Source organism: Pseudomonas sp. PDM28 (genome assembly GCF_019219115.1).
GTDB classification, from domain to species: domain Bacteria; phylum Pseudomonadota; class Gammaproteobacteria; order Pseudomonadales; family Pseudomonadaceae; genus Aquipseudomonas; species Aquipseudomonas laurylsulfatiphila.
Genome location: NZ_JAHUWG010000010.1, coordinates 261,368 through 276,494 on the forward strand (window position 1 = coordinate 261,368; position 15,127 = coordinate 276,494).

Below are 15,127 nucleotides of genomic sequence, written 5' to 3' on the forward strand. Positions count from 1 at the left end.
GGCTTCAGCTACTTGAGCGACAGTGATTCGTTCGCCCGTCGCGAGGACAGGTAAACAGAATAGGTCAAACCAAGTTGTTGCGAAGAATATCACGACAAGGCTAACCCGCGCGTCTGTTCGCGACTGCGTGGTCCGGCATAAAAAGATCGCAGCCTTCGGCAGCTCCTACAGGAGTCCTTGCCTGTCCGCGATATCTGACCACTGTAGGAGCTGCCGAAGGCTGCGATCTTTTGCCTTTCAGGAGGGGAACTATACTCACTGGGCTTTTTCCGCTGAGGCTTGAGGTGTTGTCATGAGCGATAAAGACGATCTGCGCAAATATTCATCCCAAGTAATCGACGGCGTCGAAGCCGCGCCCGCCCGGGCTATGCTGCGGGCCGTGGGTTTTACCGATGCAGACTTCGACAAGCCGCAGATCGGCATCGCGTCCACCTGGGCCATGGTCACTCCCTGCAACATGCACATCGACAAGCTGGCACTCGAAGCCGAAAAAGGCGCGAATGCCGCCGGTGCCAAGGGCGTGATCTTCAACACCATCACCATTTCCGACGGCATCGCCAACGGCACCGAAGGCATGAAGTATTCCCTGGTATCGCGCGAAGTGATCGCCGACTCCATTGAAGTGGTCACCGGTTGCGAAGGTTTCGACGGTCTGGTGACCATCGGCGGCTGCGACAAGAACATGCCGGGCTGCCTGATCGGCATGGCGCGGCTCAATCGCCCGTCGATCTTTGTCTATGGCGGCACCATCCAGCCGGGGGCCGGGCATACCGACATCATTTCCGTGTTCGAGGCCGTGGGCCAGCACGCGCGGGGCGACATCAGCGAAATCCAGGTCAAGCAGATCGAGGAAGTGGCGATTCCCGGCCCCGGCTCCTGTGGCGGCATGTACACCGCCAACACCATGGCCTCGGCCATCGAGGCGCTGGGCATGAGCCTGCCCGGCTCCAGCTCCCAGGACGCCATTGGCGGCGACAAGGCCTCGGACAGTTTCCGCGCCGGGCAGCAGGTCATGGAGTTGCTCAAGCTCGACCTCAAGCCCCGGGACATCATGACCCGCAAAGCCTTCGAGAATGCGATCCGCGTGGTGATCGCCCTCGCCGGCTCGACCAACGCCGTGCTGCATCTGCTGGCCATGGCCAACGCGGTGGATGTCGAGCTGACCCTGGATGACTTCGTCGAGCTGGGCAAGATCTCCCCGGTGGTCGCCGACCTGCGTCCCAGCGGCAAGTACATGATGAGCGAGCTGGTGGCCATCGGCGGCATTCAACCGTTGATGAAGCGCATGCTCGATGCCGGCATGCTGCACGGCGATGTGCTGACCGTCACTGGCCAGACCCTGGCGGAAAACCTCGCCGGCGTGCCCGACTATCCGGCCGGCCAGGACGTGATCCGCCCGTTCGACCAGCCGATCAAGAAGGACTCCCACCTGGTCATCCTGCGCGGCAACCTCTCGCCCACCGGTGCCGTGGCCAAGATCACCGGCAAGGAAGGCCTGCGCTTCGAAGGCACGGCGCGGGTCTATCACGGCGAAGAAGGTGCGCTGGCTGGCATTCTCAATGGCGAGGTGCAACCCGGCGAAGTGATCGTGATTCGCTACGAAGGGCCCAAGGGCGGGCCGGGCATGCGCGAAATGCTGTCGCCGACGTCAGCGGTCATGGGCAAGGGCCTGGGCAAGGAGGTGGCGCTGATTACCGACGGGCGTTTTTCCGGGGGTTCCCACGGTTTCGTGGTCGGTCACATCACACCGGAAGCCTTTGAAGGCGGGCCGATCGCGCTGGTCGAGAATGGCGACAGGATCATCATCGATGCGCAAACCCGGCAGATTACCGTTGATGTGTCCGATGCCGTGCTGGCCGAGCGCAAGTCGCGTTGGGTGCGGCCGCCATCCAAATACACGCGCGGGGTGCTGGCCAAGTATGCGAAGACCGTGTCCAGTGCTTCGGAGGGGGCTGTGACGGATAAGTATCTTTAAGGTCAAAAGATCGCAGCCTGCGGCAGCTCCTACAGAGGTACGCGATCCTTGTAGGAGCTGCCGCAGGCTGCGATCTTTTAAAGCCTGAACCGATCCACCGACTGCGACAGCTGCCCCGCCAGGCTCGACAACTCATCCGTGGTCGAAGCCGTCTGCCCGATCACCTTGCTGTTGCCTTCGGACATGCCGGCAATCATCTCCACCTGATGGGCAATCTCGTTGCTGGCCAGGCTTTGCTCGCCGATGGTGCGGCTGATGTCATTGACCAGTTGCGTGGTGTGCAGCGTGGCATCGAGGATCTCGCGGATGGCGCGCTCGACATCGGCCGTCACCGCCATGCCTTTGTCGACCTGGGCCACGCCCTCCTCCATGCTGATCACCGCCTCGCGGGTGCTTTGCTGGATGCGCGCGACCATGCTGGCGATTTCCTGGGTGGAAGCGCTGGTGCGCCCCGCCAGGCTGCGGACCTCATCGGCCACCACGGCAAAACCGCGCCCCTGCTCGCCGGCGCGGGCGGCTTCGATGGCGGCGTTGAGTGCCAGCAGGTTGGTCTGGTCGGCAATCCCCTTGATCACCTGGATGATGTTGAAAATCCCCTCGGACTCCTTGTCCAGCGTGCGGATCACCTGCGCCGACTGCTGCGCCGAACGCGCGATGCCGTCCATGTCGCTGACCACCTGATGGATCACCCGGCCGCCATCCTTGGCCAGGGTTTCTGCCTGATTGGCCATGTTCAGCGCCCGTTCGGCATGCCGGGTGATTTCCTCGATGCTCGCGGTCATTTCGCTGGCGGCCGCGGCCATGGTGCTGGCCGCCGCGCTTTGCTGCTGGCTGCTACCGGCCACCTCATGGCAGCCGTTGCTCAGCAGTTCGCTCATGCCGCTGACGCCGTGGGCGTTGCTGCGCACGACCTCGATCATGCCGCGCAAATCCCGCTGCATGGTTGCCAGGCTACGAATCAAGGCGCTGGCTTCGTCCTTGTGGGTGGGTTCGACAATCGGCTCGCTGAGGTTGCCATGGGCGATGCTCTCGGCGATGCGGCTGGCGGTTTGCAACGGGCCCATGATGCTCAGGATCGCCGAACGCCCCAGGGCCAACAGCAACAACAGGCTGGCGATCAGCACGCCGCCGAGGGTCAGGTTGGCGTTGTTGATGGCAAGCGCTGTGCCCTGGCTGGTCTGTTGCGTGTTGCTTTCGATCAACTCGCTGAGGGCCTCCATCTGGTCCTCCAGTTGGCTGAAGACCTTGTTGAACGTGCCCAGCTCCTGTTGCGCAGCCTCCGGGTTTTCCAGGGCCAGACCAACGATGCGTTCGGCGGCGCTGATATAGGTGTCGAGGCTGGGCTTGATCTTGTTCAGGCCGGCCTTGATGGTGTCGTTGACCGGCAGCTTGAGGTTTTCCCCGAGCACTTCGCGAAAGCGCCCAGTGTGTTCTTCGACGGAACTGCGCACCTCCGCTTTGCTGCTGGTGCTCTTGTTCAAGCCCACCAAAATGGCCGACAGCACGTCGGCGCGCAACGCGTCGTGCATCATGTCGGCTTCGAGGTGGTTGCGCAGCGCGGCCATGCTGACGTTGTCGTCGTCCACGGCCTCGGCCATCCGGGCGTTCCCCAGGTAACTGACCAGGCTCATGATCAATGCAGTCAGTAATCCGGTGCCGATCAGCAACATTAAACGCAGTTTTATGGACACTCTGTGGTTCCTCTCTGGCACGTTAGGCGACGGGGTTGCCCCGCGCGGATGGCACGCTTGAAGAGGTTATCGACGGGGCCACGCAGTAATTGAAGCCTATCCCCACAGATTGTGTTTTTTGCGACATGCGGTCGTCACCGGTTGCTTTTGCAGCATGCCGCGCAGGGACACCAGCGACAGGCTGGCCATCGCACCGGCGACCGCGATGGCCATGTCCTTTTGCGAATCCCACGGATCGTTTTGCGCGCCGACGAAGGCCTTCGCCGTGTCATTGCCCAGGAAGGCACCGCCGATCCACTCCACCAGTTCGTACACGGCGGAGGTCGACAGCATGATGTTCAGGGTCACGAAAAACAGCCAGAACCCGCGCAGCGGCGTCAGCCGCCACAGGACTTCGCGCACCGGATAAGCCAGCAGCAGCCCGTAGCTCAGATGGACCAATCGGTCGTAGTGATTGCGGTGAGCACCTGCCGCCTGGTCGAAACTGAAGCCCAACCACGCCGAAGACCAACGATCGTAAGGCACCAGGGAATAGGTGTAATGGGCGCCCAGTTCATGCACGCACAAAAACGCAAACACCAGGGTGACGGACGTCGCCGATAAACGAAACCGCCGAGAAACCGCGACCAGCGTCCCCACCAGCAGCAGCACCAGCAGGTTTTCCAGCGCCCAGTCCACCCGGCTGCGGGGAGAAAAACCCGACACCATGACGATCACCAGGAACACCATCAGCAACGTCAGGTCGTGCCGTATACGTGGGTTCGGCTGCATGGCTGCAATACCTCGAAGTCAGGACATCGTCCTTTTAACTTCGAGGCAAGGTCGCCGGGCAAGTTCGCTTTTTCCCTCCAGCGCATGCTAAGTTGTACGATGACTGATGAATACTCATCCATTCATCGCGTCATCCCTACAACAACAAGGAAACACCCATGAAAAAAGCAAAAGTGCTGATTGGATTTCTGTGCCTGTTCACCGGCTACGTCGCCGCCACCCCGGCCGCCGCGGACAAGGACGTGGCCCAGGCCGTCGACCACCTGACCCAGGCCATGCTGCACAAGGACATCCCGGAGCTGAACGCCTTGACCGCCGAGAACCTGACCTACGGGCATTCCAGCGGCAAGATCCAGGACAAGCAGGCCTTCATCGCCGACATCGAAACCGGCAAAAGCGCGTTCAAGACCCTTGAGATGCAAAACCAGACCATCACCGTCTCCGGCGATGTCGCGCTGGTCCGCCACCATTTCTCGGCACAAGCGCTCAAAGGCACCGAAGTGGTGCCCACTGAAATAGAGAACTTCCAGATCTGGCAAAAGCAGGACGGTAGATGGCTGTTGGTGGGACGGCAGGCATTCAAGTTCTGATGCACAACTGAGGCCACCACAAAACCTGTGGGAGCGGGCTCGCCCGCGAAGGCGGAGTGTCAGACACCCATGATGTCGACTGAAATGCCGCTTTCGCGAGCAAGCCCGCTCCCACAAGGGGCTTTATGTCGTACCCGGAATTTGTGCACAGCAACATTCAACTGTGGGAGCGGGCTTGCCCGCGAAAGCGCTAGGTCAGTCAACACTTGTGCAAGCTGACACTCCGCCTTCGCGAGCAAGCCCGCTCCCACAGGGGATTTGCGGTGGTCAGTTGCCCTTCCACTCCCGCGGGCTCAGCCCGGTCTTGCGCCGGAACGCCCGGGCCAGCGCCGAGGGGCTCTCATAACCCACTTCCTCGGCAATCAGCGCTATCGGCCGGCCCTCGCGCAGGCGCTTCTGCGCCAGGCTGATGCGCCAGCTCACCAGGTAATCCACCGGCGTCTGCCCGACCACCCGGCGAAAGTGTTCGGCGAAACTGGCCCGCGACATGTTGGCGGCGACCGAGAGTTCGGCCACGCTCCAGGCCTTGGCCGGGCTTTGATGCATCAGGCTGAGGGGCCGCGCCAGGCGCGCATCGGCAAGGCCCGCCATCATGCCCGGTTGCTGGCCCGTGGTGCTCAGGATGTGCCGCAGCAGCAGAATCACCAGCAGCTCGAACAGGCGATCCATCACCGCTTCACGCCCGCACGTACCGTCGAACGCCTCCTTGAACAGCCATTCCAGGGTCCCGGCCAGGGTCGGGATTTCATCGAGCTTGAGCACCAGGTAATCCGGCAGCGCCGCCGCCAGGGCATTGCCCGCACCGCCGTCGAAATCCAGGGTCGCGCACACCAGTTGTGTGCCGGATGCTTCAGACGCAAACAGACGATGTCGATAGGGCCGGGGGAAAAAGATCAGGCTCGGCTCGGTCAGTTGCAGGTCCGGCTGGTCGCCCATTTTGAGCAGCAACTCCCCCGCCTGGAGCAGGTGTAAATGACCGCTGGCCTGCTGGCCGTCGTAGGCGACGGTGCCGCAGAACATTCCGCTATGGAAAGTGCCGGCATTGACGCCGAAATGGGTGAGCAACGTGGACAAGCGATCCATGACAAGGCTCCCGAAGGCAGTTCTGGACGATCTGTCGCATATCCTCGACGATTTGCATCCAATACACCAGACCTTCTCCCTAACATGAGCTCCGTACCCAGCGCATTCCGCGCCTCACATTACGGAGTATCACCATGACCCGCATTGCCCCGATCAGCCTGGAAAACGCCACCGACACCACCCGCCCGCTGCTGGAAGGCGTGCAGAAGAAAATCGGTTTTCTGCCCAACGTCTTCAAAGTCCTGGCCCACGCACCGGCCGTGCTGGCCTCGTATCTGCAAAACTCGGCCGCACTGGGCAAGACGTCCCTGAGCGCCACGGAAAAGGAAGCGGTGTTCCTCGCCACTTCGCAAGTCAACGGCTGCGACTACTGCCTGGCCGCTCACACGCTGTTTGCCGGCAAGGCCGGGCTGTCCAGGCAAGAGATCCTCAGCGCACGACACGGCGAGCTCAACGCCATAGCCACCCTCGCCCGCCAGGTCACCGAAAGCCGTGGCCACCTGAGCGTCGAGCAGATCGCCGCTGCCCGTAACGCGGGTATCGACGACGGCAAGATCATCGAAGTGATCGCCCATGTGGCTTCGCAAACGTTGACCAACTACCTGAACAACACGGCACTGACCGACATCGACTTCCCGGCCATTGACGCCTGAGCACTTGAACGACGGAGGATCCACCATGAACACCGTGACCCTGTACACCACCGACACCTGCCCTTACTGCCGCAACGCCAAGGCTTTGCTGGCGAGTAAAGGCGTAACGATCGAAGAGATCAACATTCAGCGCGAAGCCGGGAAGTTCGAGGAAATGCTCAGCCGCAGCCAGCGCCGCAGCGTGCCGCAGATTTTCATCGGCGACACGCACATCGGCGGCTTCGACGACCTCGCCAAGCTGGATCGTCAGGGCGCACTGATGTCGATGCTGGCCTGAAGCGGTCAGGTATTGGTTTTCAGCTTGGTCCACAAGCGCGTGCTGAGGCGTGCGATGGCTGCGGGCAAGTCCTCGACGGTAAACAGCTTGTCCATCACGGTTTTCGGCGGATAGATCGCCAGGTCCTGCTTCACCGCCGGGTCGACGAAGGCATCCGCCGCACTGTTGGGGTTGGCGTAGTGGATGCTGTTGCTGATGTTGGCAATCACCTTCGGCTCCAGCAGGTAGTTCATGTAGGCGTAGCCGTTCTTCTCGTGTGGCGCGCTCTTGGGCATGACCACCATGTCCAGCCACAAGGTGGAACCTTCGTCCGGGATCGAGTAGGCAATGTCGATCCCGTTCCTGGCTTCCCTGGCGCTGGCGGCCGCCTGCACGATGTCGCCGTTGAAGCCGATCACCGCGCAGACGTTGCCGTTGGCCAGGTCGCTGATGTACTTGGACGCATGGAAATACTGGACGTAAGGCCGGATCTTCAGCAGTGCCTGCTCGGCTTTCTTGTAGTCGGCCGGCTCGTGGCTATGAGGCGGCAGCCCCAGGTAGTTGAGCGTGATCGGCAGGATCTGCGTCGGGTTGTCGATGATCGCCACGCCGCACTCGCTGAGTTTCTTGATGTTGTTCTCGTCGAAGAACAGCTTCCAGGAATGGGTGACGTCGGTACTGCCGAAGATCGCCTTGATCTTCTCGACGTTGTAGCCAATGCCCGCCGTGCCCCACATGTAAGGGAAGCCATACTGGTTGCCCGGGTCGTTGACCTCGAGCTTCTTCATCAATGCCGGGTCGAGGTTTTTCCAGTTGGGCAACTGGCTCCTGTCGAGTTTCTGGATCGCGCCGGCCTTGATCAGGCGCGACAGGAAGTGGTTCGACGGGCTGACCACGTCATAACCGGTATTGCCGGTCATCAGCTTCGACTCCAGCACTTCGTTGCTGTCATGGATGTCGTAGGTCGCCTTGATCCCGGTTGCCTTGGTGAAGTCGGGCAAGGTGTCGTCGGCGATGTAACCGTTCCAGTTGGAGATATTGACGGTTTCGTCGGCGCAGGCGACAGCGGAAAAGGTCGAGATCAGGGCCACAAGGGAAAGCGTATTGACGCGCATGTTGAATCACCTTCGATGGGAAGTGCTGTTGTTCTTGTTGTGAAGTTCGTGTTGTTCAGACTTCGCTTCTGGCCCGAACCGTTTCCACGCGCATACGCAGCATGGCACCGATGTCGAGCAGCGGCTTGGGCGGCAGCCAGCCGGGTTGTGCCCGCGAGATCACCGATTGCAGCAGCGGTGAATCACCGTCCGAGGCCATTTCCGCGAGCAGGCGGCCCCACAACGTGCCCCGCGCCACGCCGGAACCGTTGCACCCGGCCACGGCGAACACGCCCTCTTCGACTTTCGCGAAGTACGGTTGCCCGGAGCGCGAAGCGCTGAGATGACCGGTCCAGGTGTATTCGATGTCCTGCTCGCCGAGCATCGGGAAACGCCGTTGCAACCCCAGCACGTGGTGTTGGCGACGGGCCGACAGCTCGCTCAATGACAAATCCCGGGAACGGTATTCCGCGGTGTTGCGGATCATCACCCGGCGATCCGGCGTCAGGCGCACCGTGGCGCCCAACGGACGGGTCGACAGCACGCCCCAGGACGCTGGCGCACCCAGGGCTTGAAACTCTTGATCGCTGAGCGGTCGCGTGAGGCTGGCGCTGAGTTCCATCGCGAAGGTGCCGCTGTCGTCGATCCCTGAACGAGGAATGAAGGCGTTCAGGCAGACCAGCACCCGTTTGGCTTCAACGCAGCCGTCTTGGCCGCGGGCACGAATCCGGCCGTCGCCGAGGCGCTCAAGACCTGCGATATCGCTGTTCTCATGGACCGTCACTGTCGGCGGCAAGGTATCGAGCAGGCCCTTCACGTACTTGGCCGGTTGCAGCAGCGCATTGCCATTGCCGCACCAGATTCCGGCACGGTAGTGGCGGGTGCCGAGTTTCTCGGTCAGTTGCTCGCCTTGCAGGAACTGCGCGCTGGCGCCTACGGCCCGCAAGGTCTGCAACTTGGCCTCGACGTCGCTCAGCTTGCGTGGATCGCTGACGGCAAAGAAATAGCCCGATTCCCTGAAGTCGCACTCGATGCCCAGCCGGGCGATCTGCTTGCGCACTTCATCGGCAGCGGCGCGGCCGATCGCCGTATCCACTTGATAACCGGCGAACCCGGCGCTGCCCAACAGTTCGCTGGCGACGGGATGTTCGTGGGCCACCACAAACCCGGAGTTACGCGCCGATGCCCCCTGCGCAGCCCGCTGACGGTCAACGACAACAATGCGTGCCTGGGGGTGCATGTGCGCCAGAGCGTGCGCCGCGCTGAGGCCGGTAATGCCGGCGCCGATCACCAGCCAGTCGGCGTGCTGCGTGCCTTTGAGCGGATCGCGCAACGGAGAACTCCCCGCTTGCGCAATCCAGCCACAGATATTTTCCATGCGTCACCTCAGGTTCTTGTTCTGTGAACCGTCTCGATCAATGCTTTATGCAGAAATCGCATAAATGGTTTTCGTGAACGGTGTCTATGACTAGAATCTAAAGGCTGATAACGCGGACAACCAACGTTATTAAATCATCGAGGCATTCCGAAAACGCATGGATAAACTACGCCACGTGCCCTCGCTGCAGGGCTTGCAGGCCCTGGTCGAGGTCGCCGGGTCAGGCAGTTTCACCCAGGCGGCGCAAAAGCTCTGCCTGACCCAAAGCGCCGTGAGCCGACAGATCCAGCAACTGGAGAGCCACTTCGGTGTCGCGTTGTTCGTGCGCAGCAGCCGCAGCCTGCAACTGACCCCGGAAGGCGACCAGGTGCTGGCCAGCGCTCGCACCATCCTTGAGCAACTAAGGTCGCTGGAAGACCGGCTCGCGCCCAGACAACGCCCGTTCCGCATTCGCATGCACGTGTCACTGGCAGTGCGCTGGCTGTTGCCCAAACTGAACGATTTCTACCGGCATCACCCGGACGTATCCCTGGCAATCGAAACCGTGGCCACGGAAGTGGTGGAACCTGCCAGTGACAGCGACGCCTACATTCTCTATCTGCCTGAACCGTCCACGGCGCCCGATTGCCTGACGCTGTTCGAGGAAGCCCTGGTGCCGGTGTGCGCGCCAGGGCTGGGCACCCCGACCCGGCCATTGGCTTCGCTGGAAGATCTGTCGGGGTTCGCGTTGCTGCACCGCTCCTCCGATCAACATGACTGGCAGGTATGGTTGTCAGCCAATGGCGGCAAGGCGTTGCAGGAGTATCGGCATATCCCCTTCAACCTCGACGAACTGGCGCTCGATGCCGCCGCCCGGGGGCTGGGGGTGGCGATGACCGACATGACCCTGGCTGGCGAGTCGATCCAGCGCGGTGAACTGGTGATTCCGTTTGGTGAACCGTTGAAAACCCGAGGGATTTACTCGTTGTGCCTGCAGCCCTCGGCGGCCACCCATCCGGCGTGCGCGCCGGTCATGCAGTGGTTCACCGCACAAACCACTGCATGACCTTGTGGGAGCGGGCTTGCTCGCGAAGGCGTCGGATCAGTCAACTTATCTGTTGAATGACACACCGCCTTCGCGGGCAAGCCCGCTCCCACAGTAATTTCTGTTGTTCACGAATACTGCGTACACCCACTAACCCTGTGGGAGCGGGCTTGCCCGCGAAGGCGTCGGGTCAGTTGAACATTATTTCACTGACACACCGCCCCCACAGGGATTGCTCAATCATCCTCATGCAACTTGATCCCGCGCTTATGCAACACATGAGGCACCACCAGCACCAGCAGCGTCAGGGCAAGAAAGAACGCCGAGATCGGTTGCGTGACAAACACCGTCCAGTCGCCCTGGCCGATGGACAAGGCGTTGCGCAGTTGTTTCTCGGCCATCGGCCCCAGCAGCATGCCGACGATCACCGGGGCGACGGGGAAGTCGAACCGCCGCATCAGCACACCGCCCCAGCCAATCGCCAACATCAGCAGCAGGTCGAAGGATGAGTGGCGCATGCCATACACGCCGATGGTGGCGAATACCAGGATGCCGGCATTCAGGTACGGCCGGGGGATCTGCAGCAGTTTGACCCACAGCCCCACCAGCGGCAGGTTCAACACCAGCAGGATGACGTTGCCGATGTACAGCGAGGCCACCAGCGTCCAGACCAGGTCGGCGGAGGTTTCGAACAGCATCGGCCCCGGTTGCAGGTTGTAGTTCTGGAACGCGGCCAGGAGGATCGCCGCGGTCGCGGACGTCGGGATGCCCAGGGTCAGCAACGGCACCAGGGACCCGGTCGCGCTGGCATTGTTGGCCGCTTCGGGGCCGGCGACGCCTTCGATGGCGCCCTCGCCCTTGTTGGCGGAAAACTCCTTGGGGTACTTGCTGAGCTTGCGCTCGGTGGAATAGGACAGAAAGGTCGGGATCTCCGCACCGCCGGCCGGAATCGAACCAAACGGAAAGCCGATCAGCGTGCCGCGAAGCCACGCGGGCACCGAGCGTTTCCAGTCGGCACGGGTCATCCACAACGAGGTCAGGCGATGCCGCCCTTCGTTCGATTGCGTTTGATAGAGCAAGCTGTACAAGGCCTCGCCCACGGCGAACAAACCGACCGCCACCAGCACCACCTCGATACCGTCCACCAATTCGGGAACGCCCAGGGTGTAGCGGGCAATGCCCGAGGTCGAGTCCAGGCCGATCAAACCGATGGTCAGCCCGACGCCCAGCGAAGCAAACCCTCGCAGCATCGAGGCGCCGAGCACCGCCGACACGGTGGTGAACGACAGCACCAGGATCGCGAAATATTCGGTCGGGCCGAAATTCAGCGCCAGCCTGGCCACAACCGGCGCAAACAGCGTCAGCAAAACCGTGGCGATGGTGCCCGCGACGAAGGAGCCTATCGCCGCCGTTGCCAGCGCAGGGCCGGCGCGGCCGTTGCGGGCCATCTGGTTGCCCTCCAGGGCCGTGACCATGGAAGACGATTCACCCGGGGTGTTGAGCAGGATCGAGGTGGTGGAACCGCCGAACTGCGCACCGTAGTAGATACCGGCGAACATGATCAGTGCGCCTGTGGGGTCGACCTTGGCGGTGATCGGCAACAGCAGGGCCACCGTCAGCGCCGGACCGATCCCCGGCAGCACGCCGATGGCGGTGCCGAGCAGGCAGCCGATGAACCCCCACATCAGGTTGATCGGGGTCAGTGCCGAGGAAAAACCCATCGCCAGGCTTGAAAGAATGTCCACGGTGTCTATCTCCTTTCAAAGCCAGATGTTGATCAGCGACGGCAGGGAAACCCCCAGCCCGGCGTTGAACAGCCAGTAGATCGGCAGGGTCAGGGCAATACCGATGGCCAGGTCCCGCAGCGGATGACGACTGCCGAACCCCCGCGCCGAACAGGCGAACAACAAGCCGGCGGCCAGCACAAAACCGATGAGATTGATCAGCAGCGCCACCCCGACAAGCCCGGCGGTCACCCAGGCGGCGCCGGTTTTTCCTCCGGGCACCGTGCCCGTGTCGTCGTTATCCAGCTCGCGAAAACCGCCGCTGAGCGCCTGATAGCTCAGCAACAGACCCACAGCGCCGAGAAACGCCGCCACCACATAGGGGTAAACGTAGGCCGGGAGGATGACGAAACCCATTTCCGGCGGAAACCGGTAGGCACCCAACGCCAACATGACGCTGATGGCGATCAGGCCGATGCCGACCGCCAATTGCGTCGGCACCACTGCGCGCAGTGTGGCCATCTCAAAGCAGCCCGACCTTGACCAGCATAGCGCGCAACCGCACGTGTTCTTCCTCGACGAATTTGCCGAACTCATCGCCGGTCAACACGCTGGGCGTCCAGGCGTTGGCCTGGATATTGTCCTGCCAGACCTTGCTGTTGGTAGCGGCCACCACAGCGTCGATCACCTCTTTGCGCTGCTGCGGGGTAAGGCCCGCCGCACCGTAAACGCCGCGCCAGTTGCCGATCGTCACGTCATAGCCGCTCTCCTTGAGGGTCGGTGCGTCAATGCCGGGAACACGCTCCGGCGCGCCGATGGCCAGGACACGGAACTGACCGCTCTTGATGTACTGGCCCAGTTCGGCGAAACCGCCGGTGATTACCTTGAGCTGGCCGCCCAGCGCCTGGGCAACCACCTCGCCACCGCCACCAAACGCCACGTAGTTCACCTTGTTGACCGGCACGTCCAGTTTGCCCGCCAGCTCGGCAATGCCGATGTGATCCACCGAGCCCTTGGAGCCGCCGCCCCAGGTGATGCTCGTCGGCTTGTCCTTGAAGGCCTTGATCAGGTCATCGAGGGTCTTGTATTCCGATTCCTTGCGCACGGCGATCACGTTGTACTCGGTGAACAGCCGGGCAATGGGCGTCACATCCTTCAGGCTGATCTGCGGTTTGTTCTGTTCGATGCCCGCGACCATGATCGCGCCGACCACCAGCAACGCATTCGGATCGCCCTTGGTGCTGTTGGCAAATTGCGCCAACCCCAGGGTCCCGCCCGCCCCACCCTTGTTCTCGAAGGTCACGGCCTTGGCCGTATTGGCCTCGACCATGGCCTTGCCCAGCACACGGGCAGTCTGGTCATAACCACCGCCCACCGAGCCCGGGGCCATGAATTTCACGGTATCGAGGGCGAAGGCCGGTGCGGCAAGCACGGCAGCGGTCAAACCGGCGGCCATGCAGCGACTGAAACGACGGATCAAAGCGGACATGGGCATCTCCTGATTGCGTTGTTTTTATAGGTGCCGCTGGCCCATCGAGGAGTTCGAAGAGCATGGGCCTGCAAACAAGCTTAGGCCATGGATCCGCGGGTTGATCTGTTTTGCTTAAACCACCTGCCAAAGGCGCTGCACCTCCCTGTGGGAGCGAGCTTGCTCGCGATAGCAGTGTGTCAGACACGAAAATGTCGACTGACACTCAGTCATCGCGAGCAAGCTCGCTCCCACAGGGGATTGCGGTGTTGCAGGGGCGTTTCATTACAGCTTTGTCATCAAGTTGTTGGTCGGCTGTCCGGATCACACCGTTAGCCTGAACTCACTGTCAGGCCAGACCCGGCAGCCACCCAGCCCTTGTAGAGAGAGATTCGTCATGAAACTGTTGATCGCGGGCCTTGCCGCCCTGCTCGCCACCGGCTCGGCATTTGCCGCCACCCAGTCCACCTCGCCAATCATCCACGACCAGGACGGCTTCTATGTCCCGGTGGACGTGGCCAAAGTGCTGTCCATGACCGACCTCAACGGCAAGTGCGGCATCGTGCCCGCGCAGTTCAACTACCTCGACCACCAGGGTCGCGAGCATCAACTGGACTATCAGGTTCAGGGGGTGAACTGCCTGGGCGAGAACTGACCAGATGCCTGCCATCACCACCGATCGGGCTACACTTGCGCCACTGATGCGCCCCCGTAGCCCGACCGAACCAGGCAGGTTTGCCATGAACATCCTCGTAGTCGAAGACGAACCCAAGGCCGGCAATTACCTGCTCAACGGCCTGCAGGAACTCGGATACACCGTGAACCTGGCGCGCGACGGCGTCGATGGCCTGCACCTGGCCCTGGAACACGACTTCGACGTAATCGTGCTGGACGTCATGATGCCGAAGATGGATGGCTGGGAAGTCCTGCGCCGCCTGCGCAAGGAAGCCGACACACCGGTGCTGTTCCTCACCGCCAGGGATGACATCGCCGACCGTATCAAGGGCCTCGAACTGGGCGCCGACGATTACCTGATCAAACCCTTTTCCTTCGCCGAACTGGTGGCGCGCCTGCGCACCCTGACCCGCCGCGGCCCTACCCGGGAAGACGAACACCTGCATGTCGACGACCTGCAGATCGACGTGCTCAAGCGTCGCGTCAGCCGCGCCGGCAACCGCATCACCCTGACCAACAAGGAATTTGCCCTGCTGCACCTGTTCGCCACGCATCAGGGCGAAGTGCTGTCACGCTCGATGATCGCCTCGCGGGTCTGGGACATGAATTTCGACAGTGACACCAATGTCGTCGATGTCGCGGTGCGTCGCCTGCGCCTGAAAATCGACGACCCGTTCCAGCTCAAGCTGATCCACAGCGTGCGCGGCATCGGTTATCGCTTCGACACTCAACCTTGAATGGCCCC

General features: G+C 61.9%; 15 protein-coding genes and 1 pseudogene. 7 read left to right on the forward strand and 9 right to left on the reverse strand.

The genetic code is table 11. The features are described 5' to 3' along the window. Positions 1 to 292 precede the first annotated feature (292 nt). Entirely contained in the window at positions 293 to 1,975 is a 1,683-nt protein-coding gene (ilvD, locus tag KW841_RS23240; protein ID WP_218479939.1) for a dihydroxy-acid dehydratase, read from the forward strand. A 77-nt stretch (positions 1,976 to 2,052) separates the two neighbouring features. Here ilvD and KW841_RS30140 read toward each other — a convergent pair whose 3' ends face one another. The 3 genes and pseudogenes from KW841_RS30140 to KW841_RS23250 form a co-directional block, all read right to left on the reverse strand. Continuing rightward, entirely contained in the window at positions 2,053 to 2,916 is an 864-nt protein-coding gene (locus tag KW841_RS30140) for a methyl-accepting chemotaxis protein (protein ID WP_371319535.1), read from the reverse strand. After that, positions 2,911 to 3,687, reverse strand: a pseudogene (locus KW841_RS30145) (MCP four helix bundle domain-containing protein); the annotation flags it as partial. The gene KW841_RS30140 and the pseudogene KW841_RS30145, both read right to left, overlap by 6 nt. 75 nt (positions 3,688 to 3,762) lie before the next feature. Continuing rightward, complete coding sequence (locus KW841_RS23250; RefSeq protein WP_218479941.1) at positions 3,763 to 4,437, reverse strand: DUF2238 domain-containing protein; 675 nt, start codon at positions 4,435 to 4,437, stop codon at positions 3,763 to 3,765. A gap of 158 nt (positions 4,438 to 4,595) precedes the next feature. Between KW841_RS23250 and KW841_RS23255 the strand changes: the two genes are divergently transcribed. Further along, positions 4,596 to 5,027, forward strand: coding sequence for a nuclear transport factor 2 family protein (locus KW841_RS23255; protein ID WP_218479942.1), 432 nt, complete (start codon positions 4,596 to 4,598; stop codon positions 5,025 to 5,027). 267 nt (positions 5,028 to 5,294) lie between these two features. Here the strand turns inward: KW841_RS23255 and KW841_RS23260 are convergent, their stop codons facing one another. Next, a complete protein-coding gene (locus KW841_RS23260; RefSeq protein WP_218479943.1) occupies positions 5,295 to 6,110 on the reverse strand; it encodes an AraC family transcriptional regulator in 816 nt (271 codons plus the stop codon). A gap of 134 nt (positions 6,111 to 6,244) precedes the next feature. On the opposite strand from KW841_RS23260, the gene KW841_RS23265 reads away from it, so the two are divergent. Next, positions 6,245 to 6,763 carry a carboxymuconolactone decarboxylase family protein gene (locus tag KW841_RS23265; RefSeq protein ID WP_218479944.1) on the forward strand — a complete coding sequence of 173 codons (519 nt, stop codon included), beginning with the start codon at positions 6,245 to 6,247 and terminating at the stop codon, positions 6,761 to 6,763. Positions 6,764 to 6,788: 25 nt separating this feature from the next. Then, a complete protein-coding gene (grxC, locus tag KW841_RS23270) occupies positions 6,789 to 7,040 on the forward strand; it encodes a glutaredoxin 3 (protein WP_218479945.1) in 252 nt (83 codons plus the stop codon). Between the two features lie 5 nt (positions 7,041 to 7,045). On the opposite strand, the gene KW841_RS23275 is transcribed toward grxC, so the two are convergent. Both KW841_RS23275 and KW841_RS23280 read right to left on the reverse strand, forming a co-directional pair. Continuing rightward, entirely contained in the window at positions 7,046 to 8,134 is a 1,089-nt protein-coding gene (locus KW841_RS23275; RefSeq protein WP_218479946.1) for a polyamine ABC transporter substrate-binding protein, read from the reverse strand. Between the two features lie 55 nt (positions 8,135 to 8,189). Next, positions 8,190 to 9,491 (reverse strand): FAD-binding oxidoreductase, encoded by a 1,302-nt coding sequence (locus KW841_RS23280; protein WP_218479947.1) that lies wholly within the window; start codon positions 9,489 to 9,491, stop codon positions 8,190 to 8,192. 157 nt (positions 9,492 to 9,648) lie between these two features. Here KW841_RS23280 and KW841_RS23285 point away from each other — a divergent pair, with 157 nt between their 5' ends. Continuing rightward, complete coding sequence (locus tag KW841_RS23285; protein WP_218479948.1) at positions 9,649 to 10,536, forward strand: LysR substrate-binding domain-containing protein; 888 nt, start codon at positions 9,649 to 9,651, stop codon at positions 10,534 to 10,536. Between the two features lie 215 nt (positions 10,537 to 10,751). On the opposite strand, the gene KW841_RS23290 is transcribed toward KW841_RS23285, so the two are convergent. The 3 genes from KW841_RS23290 to KW841_RS23300 are packed head-to-tail and all read right to left on the reverse strand — an operon-like array spanning position 10,752 to position 13,728. After that, positions 10,752 to 12,260: a tripartite tricarboxylate transporter permease gene (locus tag KW841_RS23290; protein WP_218479949.1), complete on the reverse strand. Its 1,509-nt coding sequence runs from the start codon at positions 12,258 to 12,260 to the stop codon at positions 10,752 to 10,754. A 15-nt stretch (positions 12,261 to 12,275) separates the two neighbouring features. Further along, on the reverse strand, positions 12,276 to 12,761 hold the full coding sequence (locus tag KW841_RS23295; protein WP_218479950.1) for a tripartite tricarboxylate transporter TctB family protein: 486 nt from the start codon (positions 12,759 to 12,761) through the stop codon (positions 12,276 to 12,278). A gap of 1 nt (position 12,762) precedes the next feature. After that, entirely contained in the window at positions 12,763 to 13,728 is a 966-nt protein-coding gene (locus tag KW841_RS23300) for a tripartite tricarboxylate transporter substrate binding protein (RefSeq protein WP_218479951.1), read from the reverse strand. Positions 13,729 to 14,104: 376 nt separating this feature from the next. Here KW841_RS23300 and KW841_RS23305 point away from each other — a divergent pair, with 376 nt between their 5' ends. Beyond that, complete coding sequence (locus KW841_RS23305) at positions 14,105 to 14,362, forward strand: DUF2790 domain-containing protein (protein WP_218479952.1); 258 nt, start codon at positions 14,105 to 14,107, stop codon at positions 14,360 to 14,362. An 85-nt stretch (positions 14,363 to 14,447) separates the two neighbouring features. Continuing rightward, the gene (locus KW841_RS23310; RefSeq protein WP_007979096.1) at positions 14,448 to 15,119 is read left to right on the forward strand and encodes a heavy metal response regulator transcription factor; all 672 of its coding nucleotides are present in this window, start codon (positions 14,448 to 14,450) and stop codon (positions 15,117 to 15,119) included. Positions 15,120 to 15,127: the final 8 nt, after the last annotated feature.

Bases quoted from the DNA above. Each gene is read 5' to 3' on its own strand.
- KW841_RS23300 (WP_218479951.1), bottom strand. From the start codon at position 13,728: ATGTCCGCTTTGATCCGTCGTTTCAGTCGCTGCATGGCCGCCGGTTTG.
- KW841_RS23285 (WP_218479948.1), top strand. From the start codon at position 9,649: ATGGATAAACTACGCCACGTGCCCTCGCTGCAGGGCTTGCAGGCCCTG.
- KW841_RS23255 (WP_218479942.1), top strand. From the start codon at position 4,596: ATGAAAAAAGCAAAAGTGCTGATTGGATTTCTGTGCCTGTTCACCGGC.
- grxC (WP_218479945.1), top strand. From the start codon at position 6,789: ATGAACACCGTGACCCTGTACACCACCGACACCTGCCCTTACTGCCGC.
- KW841_RS23280 (WP_218479947.1), bottom strand. From the start codon at position 9,491: ATGGAAAATATCTGTGGCTGGATTGCGCAAGCGGGGAGTTCTCCGTTG.
- KW841_RS23275 (WP_218479946.1), bottom strand. From the start codon at position 8,134: ATGCGCGTCAATACGCTTTCCCTTGTGGCCCTGATCTCGACCTTTTCC.
- KW841_RS23265 (WP_218479944.1), top strand. From the start codon at position 6,245: ATGACCCGCATTGCCCCGATCAGCCTGGAAAACGCCACCGACACCACC.
- KW841_RS23310 (WP_007979096.1), top strand. From the start codon at position 14,448: ATGAACATCCTCGTAGTCGAAGACGAACCCAAGGCCGGCAATTACCTG.
- ilvD (WP_218479939.1), top strand. From the start codon at position 293: ATGAGCGATAAAGACGATCTGCGCAAATATTCATCCCAAGTAATCGAC.
- KW841_RS23260 (WP_218479943.1), bottom strand. From the start codon at position 6,110: ATGGATCGCTTGTCCACGTTGCTCACCCATTTCGGCGTCAATGCCGGC.
- KW841_RS30140 (WP_371319535.1), bottom strand. From the start codon at position 2,916: ATGCAGCGGGATTTGCGCGGCATGATCGAGGTCGTGCGCAGCAACGCC.
- KW841_RS23305 (WP_218479952.1), top strand. From the start codon at position 14,105: ATGAAACTGTTGATCGCGGGCCTTGCCGCCCTGCTCGCCACCGGCTCG.
- KW841_RS23250 (WP_218479941.1), bottom strand. From the start codon at position 4,437: ATGCAGCCGAACCCACGTATACGGCACGACCTGACGTTGCTGATGGTG.
- KW841_RS23295 (WP_218479950.1), bottom strand. From the start codon at position 12,761: ATGGCCACACTGCGCGCAGTGGTGCCGACGCAATTGGCGGTCGGCATC.